This window comes from Planctobacterium sp. AWM4_229 (assembly GCF_056160305.1).
The window spans coordinates 51446-67100 of sequence record NZ_JBSWWX010000011.1; the positions used below are offsets into that span (position 1 = coordinate 51446).

Sequence of the window (15655 nt, forward strand, 5' to 3'; positions counted from 1 at the left end):
GCTCTTAGGGCATTACATGCCGTTGGGAAATTCGCTCATATCCGGCATCATTTCCCGCGCTGTTTTTAAAGCATCGGCATAAGCCAGAAGCATACCTGCACATGCGGTGGCACGTTTATCGATGTAGGCTTCGGTTTTCTTATCATCGTCATCTTTGCCGTTAAATATGCTACCCACATGACGCACAATCAGATGCTCAGGTAAGTAACACAAACGGTTGTTCTTGTAGCTGCTGGTACGTAGCTCATTGATGGGGTAGGCACCACCAACACCGGCGGAAACCGCCACAATGAGACCAGGCTTGTGACCAAACTGATTGCTGGAATACAACAAGAACAGATTCTTCAGCGCTGAAGTTACCATGCCGTGCCATTCGGGGCTAACAACCACAAAACCATCTGATGCTTCCAACTGCGCACCAACCTTGTCGATTAATGCTTGTTCTGAATCAGAATAAGACTCGCTCCAGAAGGGCAAATTGACCTCTGCCAGATCGATGATATCAGCCTTGTCACAACTGGAGTGCGCTTCTAATCTTGCCTGCAAAACTTTGGACATTTTCAGGCTTTCTGAGCCTTTGCGATGACTGCCAGAGATGATGGTGATTTTATTCATAAACTTGCCTTTTGTGTTGCAATTCTGTTGATTCCATAACGGATCAGAATCTGATTTTCCTGTGATTCAGTGGCTAATAAACTTTCCAGTCTGGCTTCCAAAGCAGAAACCAATGCAGAATCGGCTTTGGTTTTAATGGCCAGCTCCAGCAATTCAAATATCAATAACCACTCTTCCTGTACCTTATTTTCACAGGAGCGGATCAAATCTTCAACTTGTGCCGCGCTGGTTGCCTGATTTTCTCTCAGTCCACGGGTCTGACCGTAAAGGGAGAACAGCTCCAGTGTGGTTGCGTCGTAATCACCAGCCACCGTTGCTGTGTCAGATGGATTGTTATACAGCGGATATTCAGCCGGATCCGCGGACCCCCCATAAACAGAATCGATTCTGTAACCTACTGCCATATCGAAGACGCCCCATTCTGGGTCAAACAAAACAGTGCCGTCCAGATCAGTAACAGTACAATTTTCGAATGTGAATAACAGGTTCTTACCATCACGGCGGGTGATGTTTTTCAAAAGACCATCTACCTTCACGCCGGATAAAAAGTTAAGTGTAACCTGTTTGCCCATCTCAATGCCTAAGTCTCTAAGATCATCGATATGGTAAGTGGATAAACAGTTGGGAATGGCCACTAACTTGCCGACCGGGCTGCCGAAGCCGTGCTCGTGATATTCAATACCATGGCCACTCAATTGACGCTCGTTATAGGATAACTGGGTAGGGCCAGTGGTCTTAATATAAGTTGGGTTGCCCATAGGGTCGTACATGGCATGGGTTAACAAGCCACTGACTTCCAGACCTGAGTTGTATACGGCTGTATTAACCGTTTCAGCGGCGATAGCCATGTCCAGACCATATTTACCCCCCTTGTTGCAGGCCAGATTGCGAGCGAATTCTTCAGCTACCTGACTGAGATGACGGCAACTGCGGGCAACAAACAGTTGTGGCTGCTCGCGAGTAATATCGTAATCGGTGGCAATAGCTTGTAAGGTTAATGGCAGCTTTTTGACTTTTTGATCGTCAAGGCAGTTTAAGCTTTCGCCCAGTGAAGAAAGCAGACCAGCACCAAAGATTTTGTAGTCGTCGACTGTGCCCACCAGACCGTATTCAGTGGTCCACCATTGTAATCTGGACATCAAGGCCGCTTCTGAAATCGGATCTTCTTTCTTGCGTCCTATGGCGTCTTTTAAGTGAGCTTCCGCAGCGTCAATTTCTTGTTGAGTGGCATTGGGGCTTTCCTTCACGATGGAAAGTGAACGAATTGCCTCATAAACCTCGATATCCCCTTTATTGGTGATCACACGACGTCCAAGTTCGCCCATGCGTTGCAAGTATTCAGCGTAATCAATATCGATGATAAATGGCGCATGACCTGCTGACTCGTGAATGATGTCCGGTGCAGGCGTATACAACATGTGAGCATAAGAGCGTATATTCACCGCTACCACCAGTACCCGGTGGGCCAGAAACTCGATAAAAATTGCTGGTGGAATGAAACCGTCTACCACGGCTGCTCGCCAACCAATTTCATTGAGGTGGTCATTCATTACTTCAATTTTGGGAATTTCTTCGATATTGATGCCAGTACGGCGCAATCCTTCCAGATAGATTGGGTGGGCTGACTCGCTCAGGTTTTCCACCAGTTGGTGCATTAAAAAGCGCCATACAGCCTGGTCTCTAGGCGTGTAAAAGTTGTAATCCTGATGCGCGATAAAGGGGCGCAAATGAGAGGGCAAACTATCAATAATTTGTTGCTGTGAATACACCGGAAGTTCCTCGAAATAACTTAGTGTCTGTTACCGTCTGCTGAGAACTGGAACACCGTTGTATTTTACTGCGGCGTCTTATCAATAATAGTTCTGACAGGCAATTTGGGGCCACAAAAATAGAGAAATTTAGCGCCTTCAACAATAGTTGGCGACGCTTTGACAACGAACACAATTGTTAAGTTTTATTTACAAAATGAAAAATTACCACTGCCAAATTAGCGAATAAAAGCCTGTTTTAACCGGGCAACAACTTCATCACTGATTGCTGGATTGGCAGCCAGCCAGGCGTCGATATGCAGGTCTGGTAGTGGCACCACTTGTGTAACAGTTTGACCATTGGTGAGATAGTCACGGGCCATATCTTCAATTACGGCAACATCCTCCACCAAAAAATCCACTTTTTGTTTGTTTAATAATCGCCAAGATTCAGTGATATCACTGGTCAAGAACAAGTTTTCCTGCTCAGAAAACCCCATCTCTTTGAGGTAAATATGAGAAATGTCATTGCGCTGAACGGCAATGGTGAACTGTCTGGCGTCATCGAGGTTTTCTGCATAAATCAGCTCGTTAGTAGTGATCAGCGCAAAGTCAAAGGACTGTACGATAGCTATCCATTTAAATTGCTTTTCACGTTCCTGAGTGCGTGCTATACCACTGATAAAAACGTTGCTCTGTGACTTTGCCAGGCTGACAGCACGGGTCCAAGGGAAGATTTCAAACTGAGCGGGGATTTGCGCTTGCTGGAAAACCTGCTGAACGTGAGAAGCAACCGAGCCACGAACCTGATTATCCGCAAAAAATTGAAAGGGCGGTGAAGGCTCCATTACCACCAGGAATTCAGCTTTAGATACATTACCAATCAGTATAGTCGACGCTACTACTAGTCGAATTAAGTTCCTGATAACTGGCAAGTTGACAACTCCGGTGAGGCTGGATGCTATTTTTAGTTAAGCCCACTTTATGAGAAATGCAAACAGATTGCTGGGTTGTCAGAGTTATTCGATTAATCCGCGGTCCGGTAGAGCCCTTTTTGTTTGATAAATGCTTCTACCGAAGAGGTGACCATTCCGGTTATGGGCTTACCTTGCTCGCAGGCTTCTCTTACTAGGGTAGAACGCATGGGCTTGCGTTCAGGCACCACCAAGAGCTGCCAACGGTCCTGAATCTCTTGTGCTTTATAAAACTTATGCCAGTTGGCTTGATTATCCGGACCGATAACAAAACTAAATTGATGTTCCGGGTGCTGATTTTGTAAATGGGATATTAGATCCCAGGTGTAAACCGGGCGTCCCTCTGTGGCAATGGTTTGCTCAATCGCCTGTATCTTTACCGGCATTTCAGCAATATCAGTTACGAAGCAATTTAGCATGGCCGTGCGCACATCATAATCCAACATGACTTTGCCAAAAGCATGAGAGAATGAAGGTACCAGCCACACTTCATCTATGTCTTGTTGCAGTACAAATTCTATCGCATCCAGATGCCCAAGGGTTGGCGGATTAAAGGCAGAACCAAATATCGCTATGTTCATCTACAGTTTCATACACATCAGTTTGGTGGGTATTGTTAAGTCTTCCCATAACTTTTGCAATTGTCATGTCGGGAATACTTTCTTCAAAACAAACGTTTAATTCTGCAGAGGGGATTGCCCACGACTAATTTTGAGTGATTCAAATACTCGTCGGGCCGAGTTTTTGTGAATTTAAACTATCCTTATTCTTACTACTCAATATCGGAATGGATTTTATGAAAACCTTTGCTTTGAAAATGCTATGTATGGCGTCTTTAGTGGCGGTATCAGGAGCTCATGCCAGCCAGTTTTGGCAAGATGCAACCGCTAAATTGCAAGTGACAGACGATAAGGTCAATGCTCGTGCCTCGGATGCGCGTTATCTGCGCTTCCAGGATGAAGATATGCGTAAGTACTTAATGCGTGCTGCGGCGTCGTTTGAACTTACTGTGCCTGCGCCGGATGGTAAAAATCTGAAACTAACACTGCAAGAAGATAGTGTTATGGCTGCGGGATTAGCGGCTAAATATCCGAGTATAAAGTCCTACAAAGCGTTAGATTCAAAAGGTGAACAAATTGGCCGATTTAGTTATGGCCCCCAGGGCATTCATGGAATGTATCGTTACAAGGGCGATTGGGCATTTTTAGATCCTTATCAAACCAATCAGAAATCTCTGTATATCAGTTACTTGCGAAAAAATGCGCAACCTTTGCTGGAAGCAGGTTTTAAAGAGGACTTTTCTAAGCTGAGAAAAAGAGAGCACGAGGACAGTGAACTCCAGAGGGCTATGAATGCCACAGGAGATACCTTGCGTACCTACAGGTTAGCTGTGTCAGCTGCAGCTGAATACACGGAGTTCCATGGTGGTACGGTGGAGACTGGTCTCGCAGCTGTTAATGCCATGGTAAACAGAGTTAACCAGGTTTACCTGGTAGACCTGGCTGTGCAATTTGAATTGGTGGATGGCAATGATGCGTTAATTTTTACCGACGCTGAAGCGGACCCATTTAATAACGATACAGATGACATTGATTTAAACGGTGATGTAATTGATGGCGCAATAGGTGCAGAAAACTATGATATTGGCCACATCGTCAATACCGCCGGAGGTGGATTGGCGGGTTTGGGAGTCGTCTGTACCAGTGGCAAGGCATCAGGTGTTACAGGTAGCCCTTTTCCCACTAATGATGCTTTCTATATCGATTACGTAGCCCATGAAATTGGTCATCAATTTGGGGGAAATCATACCTTTAACGGCACAGCTGGTTCATGTGGTGGCAACCGAAATAGTAGCACGGCATGGGAGCCAGGTAGCGGCAGTACCATAATGGGATATGCCAATATTTGCTCTGGGCAAGACATACAAGAAGCTTCTGATGCCATTTTCCACATTGGTTCGATTGAGGAAATCCGTGATTTCATTGATACGGGTTCCGGTGGCACCTGTGGCACTACATCTAACCTGGATAATACCCAACCGCTTGTTGATGCCGGTAGCGATTACACTATCCCGGCAAATACGCCATTTACACTAACGGGTTCGGGTAGCGACCCGGATGGCGATACCTTGACTTATATCTGGGAACAGTTGGATACAGGATCTTCTTCTTCCAGCCTGGACACTATGGTGGATAATGGTAATCGTCCGCTATTTCGTTCCTTCACACCACAGACGGATGCTAGCCGCACCTTTCCGCAGCTGTCCGATGTATTGGCGGGCACAACAACTATCGGGGAAACCTATCCCACTACCTCAAGAGACCTCAACTTTCGCCTGACTGTGCGGGACAGTAATGGTGGTGTGGCGACGGATGCGATGGTAGTAACTACCGTGACATCTGGTAGCGGGTTCAGCCTGATCACTCCCGATGCTAACACTGACTGGGAGGCAGGCAGGCCATCACTGTTATATTGGAATACGGGGGGCTCACAGAATGCTCCTATCAGTTGTGACAGCATTAACCTTGAGGCCACAAGTGATAATGGTGTCTCGTTTAGTACGATTGAACAGAGCATTGAAAATGACGGCGTAGCTGTGATTACAGCGCCTTCCGAAACTGGCAATTTACGCTTTAAATTAAATTGTGCAAACAATGTATTTTTCACCCTGTCCGAGCAATCCATCGCAATCGTTGAGGCCACCAGTATCGATACTGATGGCGACGGTATGTCCGATAGTTTCGAAACAGAAAATGGTCTGAATATTAATGATGCTTCAGACGCCGAAGGAGACCTTGATGGTGATGGTTTGAGTAATCTTGAGGAAGCTCTGTTTGGAACAGACATCAACAGTACTGATTCAGACAATGATGGCTTGCCGGATAGTTTTGAGGTGAGCAATTTTTTACAGCCCGGAGATGCCTCTGATGCCAGTGCCGATGCCGATGGAGACGGGGTATCAAATTTGGATGAATATCTGGCAGGTACCGATCCCAACGATGCTTCTTCAAACCCCTTCTTAAGCGAAGTAAGTTACGATATTGAAACTGATACGGAGCTAGCCCGCTTTGCGTTAGCAGGCAGCAATGCCTGGACTGTGGTGGATAACGATGCTTCATCAGGTACTAATAGCTTGCAATCTGCCGATATCGATGACAATGAGACATCCAGTCTCACACTCATGGATATCACCGGAGCTGGCACAGTCAGCTTTGATGCTAAGGTCTCTTCTGAGGAAGGATGGGATTACCTGGTGGTTTATCTGGATGGTAGTGAAGTTACCAGAATTTCGGGTTTTGTTGATTGGCAAACCTATAGCTTTGATGTGACTGCAGGGGCGCATATTATTTCCTGGCAGTATGAAAAGGATGAGTCTGTCAGTCGCGGTGATGATATAGCTTGGGTAGATAACATTTCCTTGCCCATCAGTACCCAAACCTATATTTCTGATTTGGATGAGGTAGAGGCAACTGGTCCGTTTGGATTTGAGTCAACTTCAGGTCTTGATAACTGGACTCTGAATGATTGGAGCTTTGCCACCGGGTCTGCTGAGGACGGAAACTTCAGCTTAGGCTCTGGCGCTATCGGCAATAGTGCAAGTTCTTCGGTGAGTTATACTGGCAACTTTGAAGCAGGCACATTGAGTTTTTATGTTAAAACCTCTACTGAGGAAAGCTTTGATTACTTGGAGTTCTATGTTGATGGTGAATTGGTGGAGCGCTGGTCTGGTGAAACTGACTTTGAGCAGGTCAATCATGCGCTAGTCGCCGGCGAGCAGACACTTACATGGACATACACAAAGGATGGAAGCGCTACTAGAGGCGATGACAGAGTTTATATCGATAATGTGACTTTGCCCTCAAGTGGTGATACAGGCAGCCCTTCTGCGGCAGTGGCCTTCGATTACGACGGAGACGGCAAAGCGGATGTGGGCGTACGACGCCCCTCTAATTATCATCAATACATTAGCGGCTCTTCCGATGGTGAAATCATACGCGAACAGTTTGGCAGAGCATTAAATGATATTCCGGTATCGGGAGATTTTGATGGCGATGGTATTGCCGATGTGGCTGTGCGTCGTCCATCTAACCAGTACTGGTATATCAAGAACAGCTCTGATGGCGAAATACAGCGTTTTAACTTTGGTTTGCAAGCGGAGGATATTCCGGTACCCGCGGATTACGATGGTGATGGCATTACTGATATCGCGGTGCGCCGCCCCTCTAATCAATACTGGTACATCCTGAACTCCAGTGATGGTGAAATTCAACGCTTTAATTTTGGCTTGCAGGAAGCGGATATCCCGGTGCCAGCGGATTATGACGGTGACGGTATTACTGATATTGCGGTACGTCGTCCGTCGAATTTTACCTGGTACATATTGCGCTCCAGCGATGGTGAAATAGACCGCAAGGTATTTGGTCGAGATGTGGATGATATTCCTGTCCCGGCGGATTACGACGGTGATGGTAAAGCGGATGTGGCAGTGAGAAGAGCGTCTAATCAATTCTGGTATATCAAAAACTCTTCAGGCGTAGACTCGCTTTCCGATAATGCAGACGGAATTACCCGATTGAACTTTGGTAAGCAATCTGAAGATATTCCGATTGTGGCGGATTACGATGGAGACGGCAAAGCCGATGTCGCAGTGCGTCGTCCATCAACACAATTTCAGTATATTCTGCGCAGCAGTGATGGTGAGATTGAGCGCTTGCAGTTTGGTCGGAACTCAGGGGATATCCCGTTGGCCGGGCCGATACTCACTCGCATGTCGATGGCCGAAAGTGCCAGTAATTAACACCCTTTTACAGGCCGCTGCTTAGCGGCCTTTTTTATCGCTGGCTGGCGGCTTTTGGGGTGATGGCAGAAAACACTTCATGCCACAGAGATTCACAATGACTGCGAAAATAGCCCATGTGACCAATACCTTTGCCCACAGATTTGGGGTTGACCGTTTGCAGGTTGAGGTTGGCGTTTTCATAATGCTGCATAAAGGCATCGCGAGAAGCGGGCGGTGCCCATTTGTCGTCTGTGGCGTTGATTGCCGTTACTGGAAATCTGACTCGAGCAAATTGTTTGGGCAGTTCTGGCAATTCGGGATCGCCAAAAAAGTAATTGGGATAACTACACCAGTGCTTCCATTGTCGGTATACGTTCAACGGAAGGTCTTCTCCCATACCCAAGTGACTCCAGCCTAAATAACCGTATAAACGAGTAAGTACAGGGGCGACAATATGCCACATAAATTGTACTTTAATACGCTCTAACGTTGGCATCCAGCCAGACCATCCGGCCCCCGTGCCGAAAGTCCAGACCCCGCGAATGGGAGATAAATCCGGTAACAGGCCAACAGCATGACCGCCGTAGGAGTGACCCACAATATAGATGGGGGCTTCGTATATTTTACTATGGGCGATAACCGCTGCCAGATCCTGTTTCGCCCAATCCAGATAATCTACCTGATATCCCTTCAAAGTTTTGGGCCGGGAGCGACCAATTCCCCGATAATCAAAGGTTAACACCTGGCATCCAGCATTGACCGCCGCTTCTGCAAAACGTTTGTAGAAACGCTGAGGAGTGCCTGTGGCGCCCGCAACAATAATAAGTGGCGCAGCCGATTTTATCCCATCGGTTTTAAATTCTGTAAAAAAATGGGTGGCGCCAAGCTCCACCTGATCTGAGGTGACAATAGATAATTGCGCGCTGCTGACCATAATGATATCTCCCTTGAGTGGTTTAATTACTCAGCTACGGGAATTATCATAAACTGTGGAGTATACTCCGTAGTCAATGCTTTTTTTAAAGAGAGTCATAAACTATGCGTTCAGAGCAATTAGCCACTCAAGCACAGGTGGGCAAAGACACACTACGGTATTATGAAAAGATTGGTCTGCTAAGTGCGCCACCTCGGGGGGCTAATGGCTACCGCTGTTATTCAAAAGCGAACCTTAACGAACTTAAATTTATAAAGCTGGCGCAATCAGTAGGCTTTACCTTAAATGAGATCAAACCCGCCATCCCCTTTGTGAATAATCCTCAGCCGGGCTGTCCTAAATTGCGCAAAGCGATAGAGAACAAATTGGTGGAAATTGAACAGCGCATCAAAGAGTTAGGTCAGGCAAAAGAAAAATTACAATATTGGATGGATAAACACCTGGAGTGATTTCTCGGTTCTTGGCGGCAAGCATATTAAATGATAGTCAGCCCAAAAAATTCAATTCATTAAAGTAACGCAATAGAAGATTGCTTTGCCATCTCTTACCAGGGCATACCCAGAGCGTCCGCCCATCATCTCCCAAGTCTTTGGGGCAGTGGTGTAGCGCCAGATTTCATCGTTGGGCTGATGCAGCGCCTTTAACTCAATCCATTCGTGATTATTGAGCAGGCCCGGATACCTTGATTCTATGGTGCTTATGGACTGTATTGGAGATATGAGTTGATACGTAGCCGCAATGCCTTGTGGTAAATACAGCTTATATCAGCATGACAACAATAAATACACACTGAACAAGCGGGTAGAGCGCACCTGAACGATGGGTATAAAGATTGGTACGCTGAGTAAATATTGAACGGCCTCATTTATCTATAGTGCCTTTACTGAACAACGAGGAGTAAAGGCAACATGAATTTCAATAGTAATACTTATCTGGTTATTGGCGCATCGGGAAAAAGTGGTGCAAGGGTTTATCAAAAGCTCAGCACAATGGGACTGAAGGCAAAAGCGGCTCATCGTCATGGCGAGGTGCACTTTGACTGGAGAGCGCCAGAAACTTGGGCAAAATCTTTGTCGGGTATCGATGCCGTTTATTTGACTTACTATCCTGATCTGGCGGTCCCTGAAGCACCGGAAGATATCGCCAAATTTTGTGCACTGGCAAAAATAAAAGGAGTAAAGCACATCACATTGCTTTCTGGACGTGGTGAGCCTGCTGCACAGGTATGCGAAGAAATTATCAAGACATCAGGATTGAGCTGGACAATAGTCAGGGCCAGCTGGTTTAACCAGAATTTTAGTGAAGGTATGTTCCGTGACTTTATCGATAAGGGCACTATTGCGTTACCTGTAGGCGATATGACCGAACCCTTTATTGATGTTGACGACATCTGTGATGTAGTGGTGGCTTCCCTAACGGACGAAAAACACAGCGGCATATTGTATGAAGTTACCGGTCCTGAGTTACTGAGCTTTGCGCAATTAGCAGGTGTGTTTACCCGAGTTCTTGGCCGCCCCGTAAGTTTTATTCAGATATCGCAAGCGGAATTTATCAATACGCTTGAGCATAGCGGCGTAGAGCCAAAGGCAATCGAAATGTTGGCATACTTGTTTACCGAAGTATTGGATGGTCGGAATGAGTACATCGTCAACGGTGTTGAGCAGGCCCTTGGCAGACCTGCAAGCAGCTTTGAATCTTTTGTGCTTAAAAATGCTCATCTTTTTAAGGGAGAAGCACAATGATAGAGGTGATCTCGATACTTGAAGTGCTGTTGCAGTTGTCTATGCTCTTGATGATGGGATTGTATTTTATTTTCAGCAATACCTTGATGCCGGTGTTCTCCCGGCAAAAGGAAGGCGCCGATACCATGATTGCAATTAACAAGGTGATACTCAATCCGCTTTTTATGGCCGGATTTATCGTTTCAGGATTAGCCGGGTTGTATTATTTTATCAGTTTTTCAGGAGCCAAATCCTTAGCTGGCGTCGTGTTTTTTCTGGGCACGACCTTGGTCACTGTATTGTTCAACGTACCACTGAACAATAAATTGCGAGATGCTTCTGAGCAAAATAAAGCGGTTGTTTGGGAGCAATATCTTAAGAAATGGGGGTTCTGGAATCATGTCCGAACTCTAGGTTCGGTGGTATCCGGTTTTTTGTTATTGGTTTAGTGTTGGTATATTAACTTAAATCATTAGCCCTGATGCACATTAACCCTGCCCCCCGAGAGTGATTGGCATTGTAATCCGAAGACAATCAAAGTAGCTTGATGGCAGACAATAATTCAATGCACGGCAACCATGACTTTTGATTATGCAAATCGACTCAAAACGTCAATAAAAGACGAACCCATTGGTAAGCTTTTGGACAGTCTTCGCATGGAAAGCGCATTTTTCACTCAATCTACGTTGAGTGCACCATGGGCACTCAGTATCCCGCCCATACACAATTGCATGATGTTTCATATTGCAGTACATGGTCAGGCTCACTTTGATATTGGCGAGCAGCAATTGCAGTTAAACCCTGGTGATTTTGTGCTTTTTCCCAAAGGTGAAGGGCACAACTTAAGCGATGGTTTATGTCAATCCTTCACGCCATTAAGTGAACTGCCTATTAAATCCATAACCGAGCGCTATGAAACCCTGACGTTTGGTGGAGAGGGCGAGAGAACTGCCATGATATGTGGCGTATTGTTGTTTCAACATCCATTAGCAATCAAACTTTTAGGAATATTACCTTCTCATATCATGATCCGACGAGGTTCGGATATTGCAGCCTTGAATATTATCGAGAATGTGACCGCGCTACTGGAAACAGAGGCCAGTAACGTGGCGATGGGCACTGAAGCCGTGATCGCACGTCTTGCCGATATTCTGGTAATTGCCGCACTGCGACAACATTTACAGACCTTAGGTGACGACAAAACCGGTTGGCTTGGCGCATTAGAAGATGAGCGAATCGGCGCTGCTTTAAAATTGCTCCACGACACGCCGGATAAGCATTGGTCATTGGAAGAGCTGGCCCAAAAGGTGGGGATGTCCCGTACCAGTTTTGCGCAAAAGTTTAAAAAGCTGGTGGGTAATACGCCAATGGATTATTTAACGGAATGGCGTATGTCATTGGCTTACTCGAAGCTACAGTTAACTAAAGATTCCATGTTGGCTATTGCCCTGGATATTGGCTATCAATCAGAAGCGGCGTTTTCCCGAGCCTTTAAAAAAGTGATTGGCAAAACCCCCAAAGAAATCCGAAACGCTTATCAGGCGACTGTGTCTTAGTGGGCCTGTAAATTAGTTCTTTATTGTCTTTTTTGGGCCTAAGAGTTGATTTAAAAGTATTGCTTCAAATCACAAATTCAAATCTTCAAGCGCGGGTTTAAGTTCCCTGAACATAAACTGATAGCCGCTTTCTTGCAGCTTTGCCGGGATGACGTTTTGGCCGGTGGTTAGTAGATCTGACATTTCACCCATGATGATTTGCAGTACTTTTTTGGGCATGGGGAAAATGGCCGGGCGGTGCAATACACTGGCCAGGGTTTTACTGAACTCCCTGTTTGTTACCGGGGTAGGGGCGGTAAAGTTAAACGCGCCCTGGCAATTTGCATTGTGTATCAGATGCATTACTGCTCTGGCCATGTCTTCCAGGTGTATCCAGGGCATGTAGTGTTTGCCATCACCAATGGGGCCGCCCAATCCCAATTTGAAGGGCAGTAGCATTTTCTCCAGTGCGCCACCTTTATTACTTAGTACTATGCCGGTACGCAATATACATACCCGTGTCTTTTCTTGTGCGCCTAGCGCCAGTTGCTCCCACTTGTTACACAACTGATGACTGAACTCGTCATGTACGTCAGTGAAGGATTCGTCAATTGGGGTGTCGTCCTGTCTGCCATAAAAGCCAATAGCTGAGCCACTGATGAAAACCGAAGGTGGTGACTCGCTGGCCTTAACCAGGTCGGCTAAGCGTTTGGTGATGAGCCAGCGACTATTTTGCAGCTTTAGTTTTTGCTCATCACTCCAGCGTTTGCCGACGATGGGTTCACCGGCCAGATTTATTACCGCGTCAAAATCGTTGAGGTGTTTGAAAGAATCAATGCCGGAGATCCATTCCACCTTGGCATCCATTTGCGGACCGTATAACTTGCGCAGCTGCTTTTTGGCTGCTGGAATATTTCTGCTGATACCGACAATGTCGTGTTTTTCGATGGCGGCCTGTTTAATAATTTCACGGCCGATTAAACCCGAGGCGCCGGTGAGCAGAATTTTCATGGTTATTCCTTATTGCAACTCAAGGTTAAAGAGACGGAATCTGCAAAGCGCAGCGCGTGAGGTTTATCCACTTCCACAGAGGCAAAAGTGACCCAATCGTGTTCACTGGCAATTTCCAGCACATCTGAGGTGAGCTTTTCCAGTAGGTGAAACCGATTATTCTCCACATGGGCGATAATGCGCTTGGTAATAGTGCGATAGTTCAGGGCATTATCCATCTCATCTGATTCGGTGGCACTATCAGCGGGGTAGTTGATGATGACGTTGATCACTACGTCTTGTTTGTTTTTAATTTCATCGTCTTTTATTCCGATAAAAGTACGCAGACGTAGGTTTTTGATTCTGATAACGGCTTGATTTAATTGCATACTTGCTTTTTCTATCCTGTTGCTGAGGGCTTATTTTAATTTTATTAAGCGCTAATAATACTGGTTTACACCGAGCCTATCTGCTACTTTTTGCAAAAAAATGACGCAGAGTTTGACTTCTCAATACTCACTTAGCCGGGAAAGCTACATGGAAAATCGATTACCCACAACCATCAAGGTACTGCTCGTTTGCGCGGCATTGGTTATTATCCTTGCGGGCATTAAAGCGGCAAGCAGTATAGTGGTGCCTTTTCTGTTATCGGTCTTCATCGCGATGGCCAGTCACCCAATTATCAAGTGGATGAGTCAGTACCGCATTCCCAAAGGTATTTCAGTGTTACTGGTTATACTGACCATAGTGGTTTTTGGATTTATGTTGGGTGGCTTGGTGGGGCAATCCATGAACGACTTTTCGGAGAAAATGCCGCTTTATAAACAGCAACTAGAGGATGAGTTCGTTTGGGTTGTGGCACAGCTGCAAAGCTTCAATATTCAGATCAATAAGGAGCAATTAGTGTCTTACCTGGATCCGGGTATGGCAATGAATGTGGCTACTAATTTGCTTTCTGGTTTGTCCGGGGTTTTAGGAAACTTTCTACTGATTTTACTTACTGTGATTTTCATGCTGATGGAAGCTGACAGCGTGCCCCACAAAGTGCATATCGCACTGGACGATCCTAAAATGCGTATGATTCAAGTGGATAAAGTGCTGGCCTCTGTTAAAAACTATCTGGTTATCAAAACCGTTGTTAGCTTGGGCACAGGTTTATTGGCAGGCACCTTTTTATATGTACTTGGGCTGGATCACTATTTCTTGTGGGGCGTATTGGCTTTCCTGCTTAATTATGTACCTAATATTGGTTCTGCCATCGCTGCGGTTCCCGCCGTACTATTAGCACTGATCCAGTTAGGCTCGGCCTCTGCTGGGATTGTCGCTATTGGTTACATCATGATCAATACCGTGATGGGCAATGTTATAGAGCCACGCTATATGGGTAAAGGATTGGGCTTGTCTACTTTGGTGGTGTTTTTGTCATTAATCTTTTGGGGATGGCTGTTGGGCACAGTGGGTATGCTGCTTTCTGTGCCTCTTACCATGATTGGCAAAATCATTTTGGAGTCCAATCAAGATACCCGGTGGATAGCATTGTTGTTGGCGGGTGGGGATATCAGTGAACACGTGCCTGAGCAGCAGGAACAAAGCCGCGAGAGTTAATTGGTTTTGGCTAATATACGATTTATTTTGAGTTGATAATTCGCATCTGAGGCCATCAAGCGTTCGTGGGTTTGCATAACTTTTTGTTTGATGGCTTCATCCAGTTGTGGATTAGCCACCAGGTATAGCCATAGATTTTGCCAGGGGACTTTTACCTCTGTGGGGGTAAAAAAATCAGAGGGATAATTAAATTTTCGCAGAATCCCGGGCGTCAGCGCTGCATCGTAAAATACAAAATCTACTAAACCTTCCTCGATGACTTTGAGTAATCTGGATGATGAGTCTACCAGTAACAGCTGTTCTGATTCGTTGACCCCCGCTTTGAGCAGCATCTTATGGGTGGATAAGGTCCTGACCGCGGCAATTTTATATTGTTTAAGTTCGTCAAAGCTGGATAAGGTTAGCTCCGGGCGCGAAGTCAATCTGGCAATTTTCAAGTCTAGTTGTCCCAAGGGAACTAACCATGAAAAGTGGGCTTCTCGCTCCGGCTGGCGAGCCAGGGCAAATAGCAACGAATCAGGGGTTTCCCGGTTTTGTTTTTGTGCTTGCGCCCAGTTCATCATTAATATTTCATAAGGAATACCGGTGGCATCCATTAATGCGGTGACGGCTTCTGTGACAGTGCCTTTGGGGGTATCGTCCTCAAGGTGGTGCAATCCGTAGGTGATCCCTGCAAAAACTTTTAGTTTTTCTGCATGGCTGGATTGTGAGCTAAGCAGCAAAAAAATGAAAAGCAGGGCGAGTTTGTACATA

14 protein-coding genes are annotated in these 15655 nt (G+C 45.9%); 6 read left to right on the top strand and 8 right to left on the bottom strand.

Annotation, left to right across the window (positions count from 1 at the left end):
* Positions 1 to 12: 12 nt before the first annotated feature.
* The 4 genes from ACXAGP_RS20200 to ACXAGP_RS20215 form a co-directional block, all read right to left on the bottom strand.
* Positions 13 to 615, bottom strand: coding sequence for an NADPH-dependent FMN reductase (locus ACXAGP_RS20200; protein ID WP_475263495.1), 603 nt, complete (start codon positions 613 to 615; stop codon positions 13 to 15).
* On the bottom strand, positions 612 to 2384 hold the full coding sequence (locus ACXAGP_RS20205; protein ID WP_475263497.1) for an aromatic amino acid hydroxylase: 1773 nt from the start codon (positions 2382 to 2384) through the stop codon (positions 612 to 614). Before ACXAGP_RS20205 ends, ACXAGP_RS20200 begins: the two co-directional genes overlap by 4 nt.
* 218 nt (positions 2385 to 2602) lie before the next feature.
* Positions 2603 to 3298: a substrate-binding periplasmic protein gene (locus tag ACXAGP_RS20210; RefSeq protein WP_475263498.1), complete on the bottom strand. Its 696-nt coding sequence runs from the start codon at positions 3296 to 3298 to the stop codon at positions 2603 to 2605.
* A gap of 92 nt (positions 3299 to 3390) precedes the next feature.
* Complete coding sequence (locus ACXAGP_RS20215) at positions 3391 to 3918, bottom strand: nicotinate-nicotinamide nucleotide adenylyltransferase (protein WP_475263500.1); 528 nt, start codon at positions 3916 to 3918, stop codon at positions 3391 to 3393.
* 215 nt (positions 3919 to 4133) lie between these two features.
* Here ACXAGP_RS20215 and ACXAGP_RS20220 point away from each other — a divergent pair, with 215 nt between their 5' ends.
* Positions 4134 to 8135 carry a reprolysin-like metallopeptidase gene (locus ACXAGP_RS20220; protein WP_475263502.1) on the top strand — a complete coding sequence of 1334 codons (4002 nt, stop codon included), beginning with the start codon at positions 4134 to 4136 and terminating at the stop codon, positions 8133 to 8135.
* Positions 8136 to 8169: 34 nt separating this feature from the next.
* Here the strand turns inward: ACXAGP_RS20220 and ACXAGP_RS20225 are convergent, their stop codons facing one another.
* Positions 8170 to 9051, bottom strand: coding sequence for an alpha/beta hydrolase family protein (locus tag ACXAGP_RS20225; protein WP_475263504.1), 882 nt, complete (start codon positions 9049 to 9051; stop codon positions 8170 to 8172).
* A gap of 104 nt (positions 9052 to 9155) precedes the next feature.
* On the opposite strand from ACXAGP_RS20225, the gene ACXAGP_RS20230 reads away from it, so the two are divergent.
* The 4 genes from ACXAGP_RS20230 (at position 9156) to ACXAGP_RS20245 (ending at position 12328) form a co-directional block, all read left to right on the top strand.
* Complete coding sequence (locus tag ACXAGP_RS20230) at positions 9156 to 9500, top strand: MerR family transcriptional regulator (RefSeq protein ID WP_475263506.1); 345 nt, start codon at positions 9156 to 9158, stop codon at positions 9498 to 9500.
* A 459-nt stretch (positions 9501 to 9959) separates the two neighbouring features.
* Positions 9960 to 10793, top strand: a complete 834-nt coding sequence (locus ACXAGP_RS20235; protein WP_475263508.1) for an NmrA family NAD(P)-binding protein — start codon at positions 9960 to 9962, stop codon at positions 10791 to 10793.
* Positions 10790 to 11221, top strand: coding sequence for an anthrone oxygenase family protein (locus tag ACXAGP_RS20240; protein ID WP_475263509.1), 432 nt, complete (start codon positions 10790 to 10792; stop codon positions 11219 to 11221). The genes ACXAGP_RS20235 and ACXAGP_RS20240 overlap by 4 nt, the downstream gene beginning before the upstream one ends.
* Before the next feature lie 129 nt (positions 11222 to 11350).
* Positions 11351 to 12328, top strand: a complete 978-nt coding sequence (locus tag ACXAGP_RS20245) for an AraC family transcriptional regulator (RefSeq protein ID WP_475263511.1) — start codon at positions 11351 to 11353, stop codon at positions 12326 to 12328.
* A 69-nt stretch (positions 12329 to 12397) separates the two neighbouring features.
* Here the strand turns inward: ACXAGP_RS20245 and ACXAGP_RS20250 are convergent, their stop codons facing one another.
* The gene (locus tag ACXAGP_RS20250; protein ID WP_475263513.1) at positions 12398 to 13318 is read right to left on the bottom strand and encodes a TIGR01777 family oxidoreductase; all 921 of its coding nucleotides are present in this window, start codon (positions 13316 to 13318) and stop codon (positions 12398 to 12400) included.
* Between the two features lie 2 nt (positions 13319 to 13320).
* Entirely contained in the window at positions 13321 to 13686 is a 366-nt protein-coding gene (folX, locus tag ACXAGP_RS20255; protein ID WP_475263514.1) for a dihydroneopterin triphosphate 2'-epimerase, read from the bottom strand.
* A 148-nt stretch (positions 13687 to 13834) separates the two neighbouring features.
* On the opposite strand from folX, the gene ACXAGP_RS20260 reads away from it, so the two are divergent.
* Entirely contained in the window at positions 13835 to 14902 is a 1068-nt protein-coding gene (locus ACXAGP_RS20260; protein ID WP_475263516.1) for an AI-2E family transporter, read from the top strand.
* Here ACXAGP_RS20260 and ACXAGP_RS20265 read toward each other — a convergent pair.
* Positions 14899 to 15654 carry a hypothetical protein gene (locus tag ACXAGP_RS20265; protein WP_475263517.1) on the bottom strand — a complete coding sequence of 252 codons (756 nt, stop codon included), beginning with the start codon at positions 15652 to 15654 and terminating at the stop codon, positions 14899 to 14901. The two genes, ACXAGP_RS20260 and ACXAGP_RS20265, sit on opposite strands and share 4 nt — an antisense overlap.
* Position 15655 lies beyond the last annotated feature (1 nt).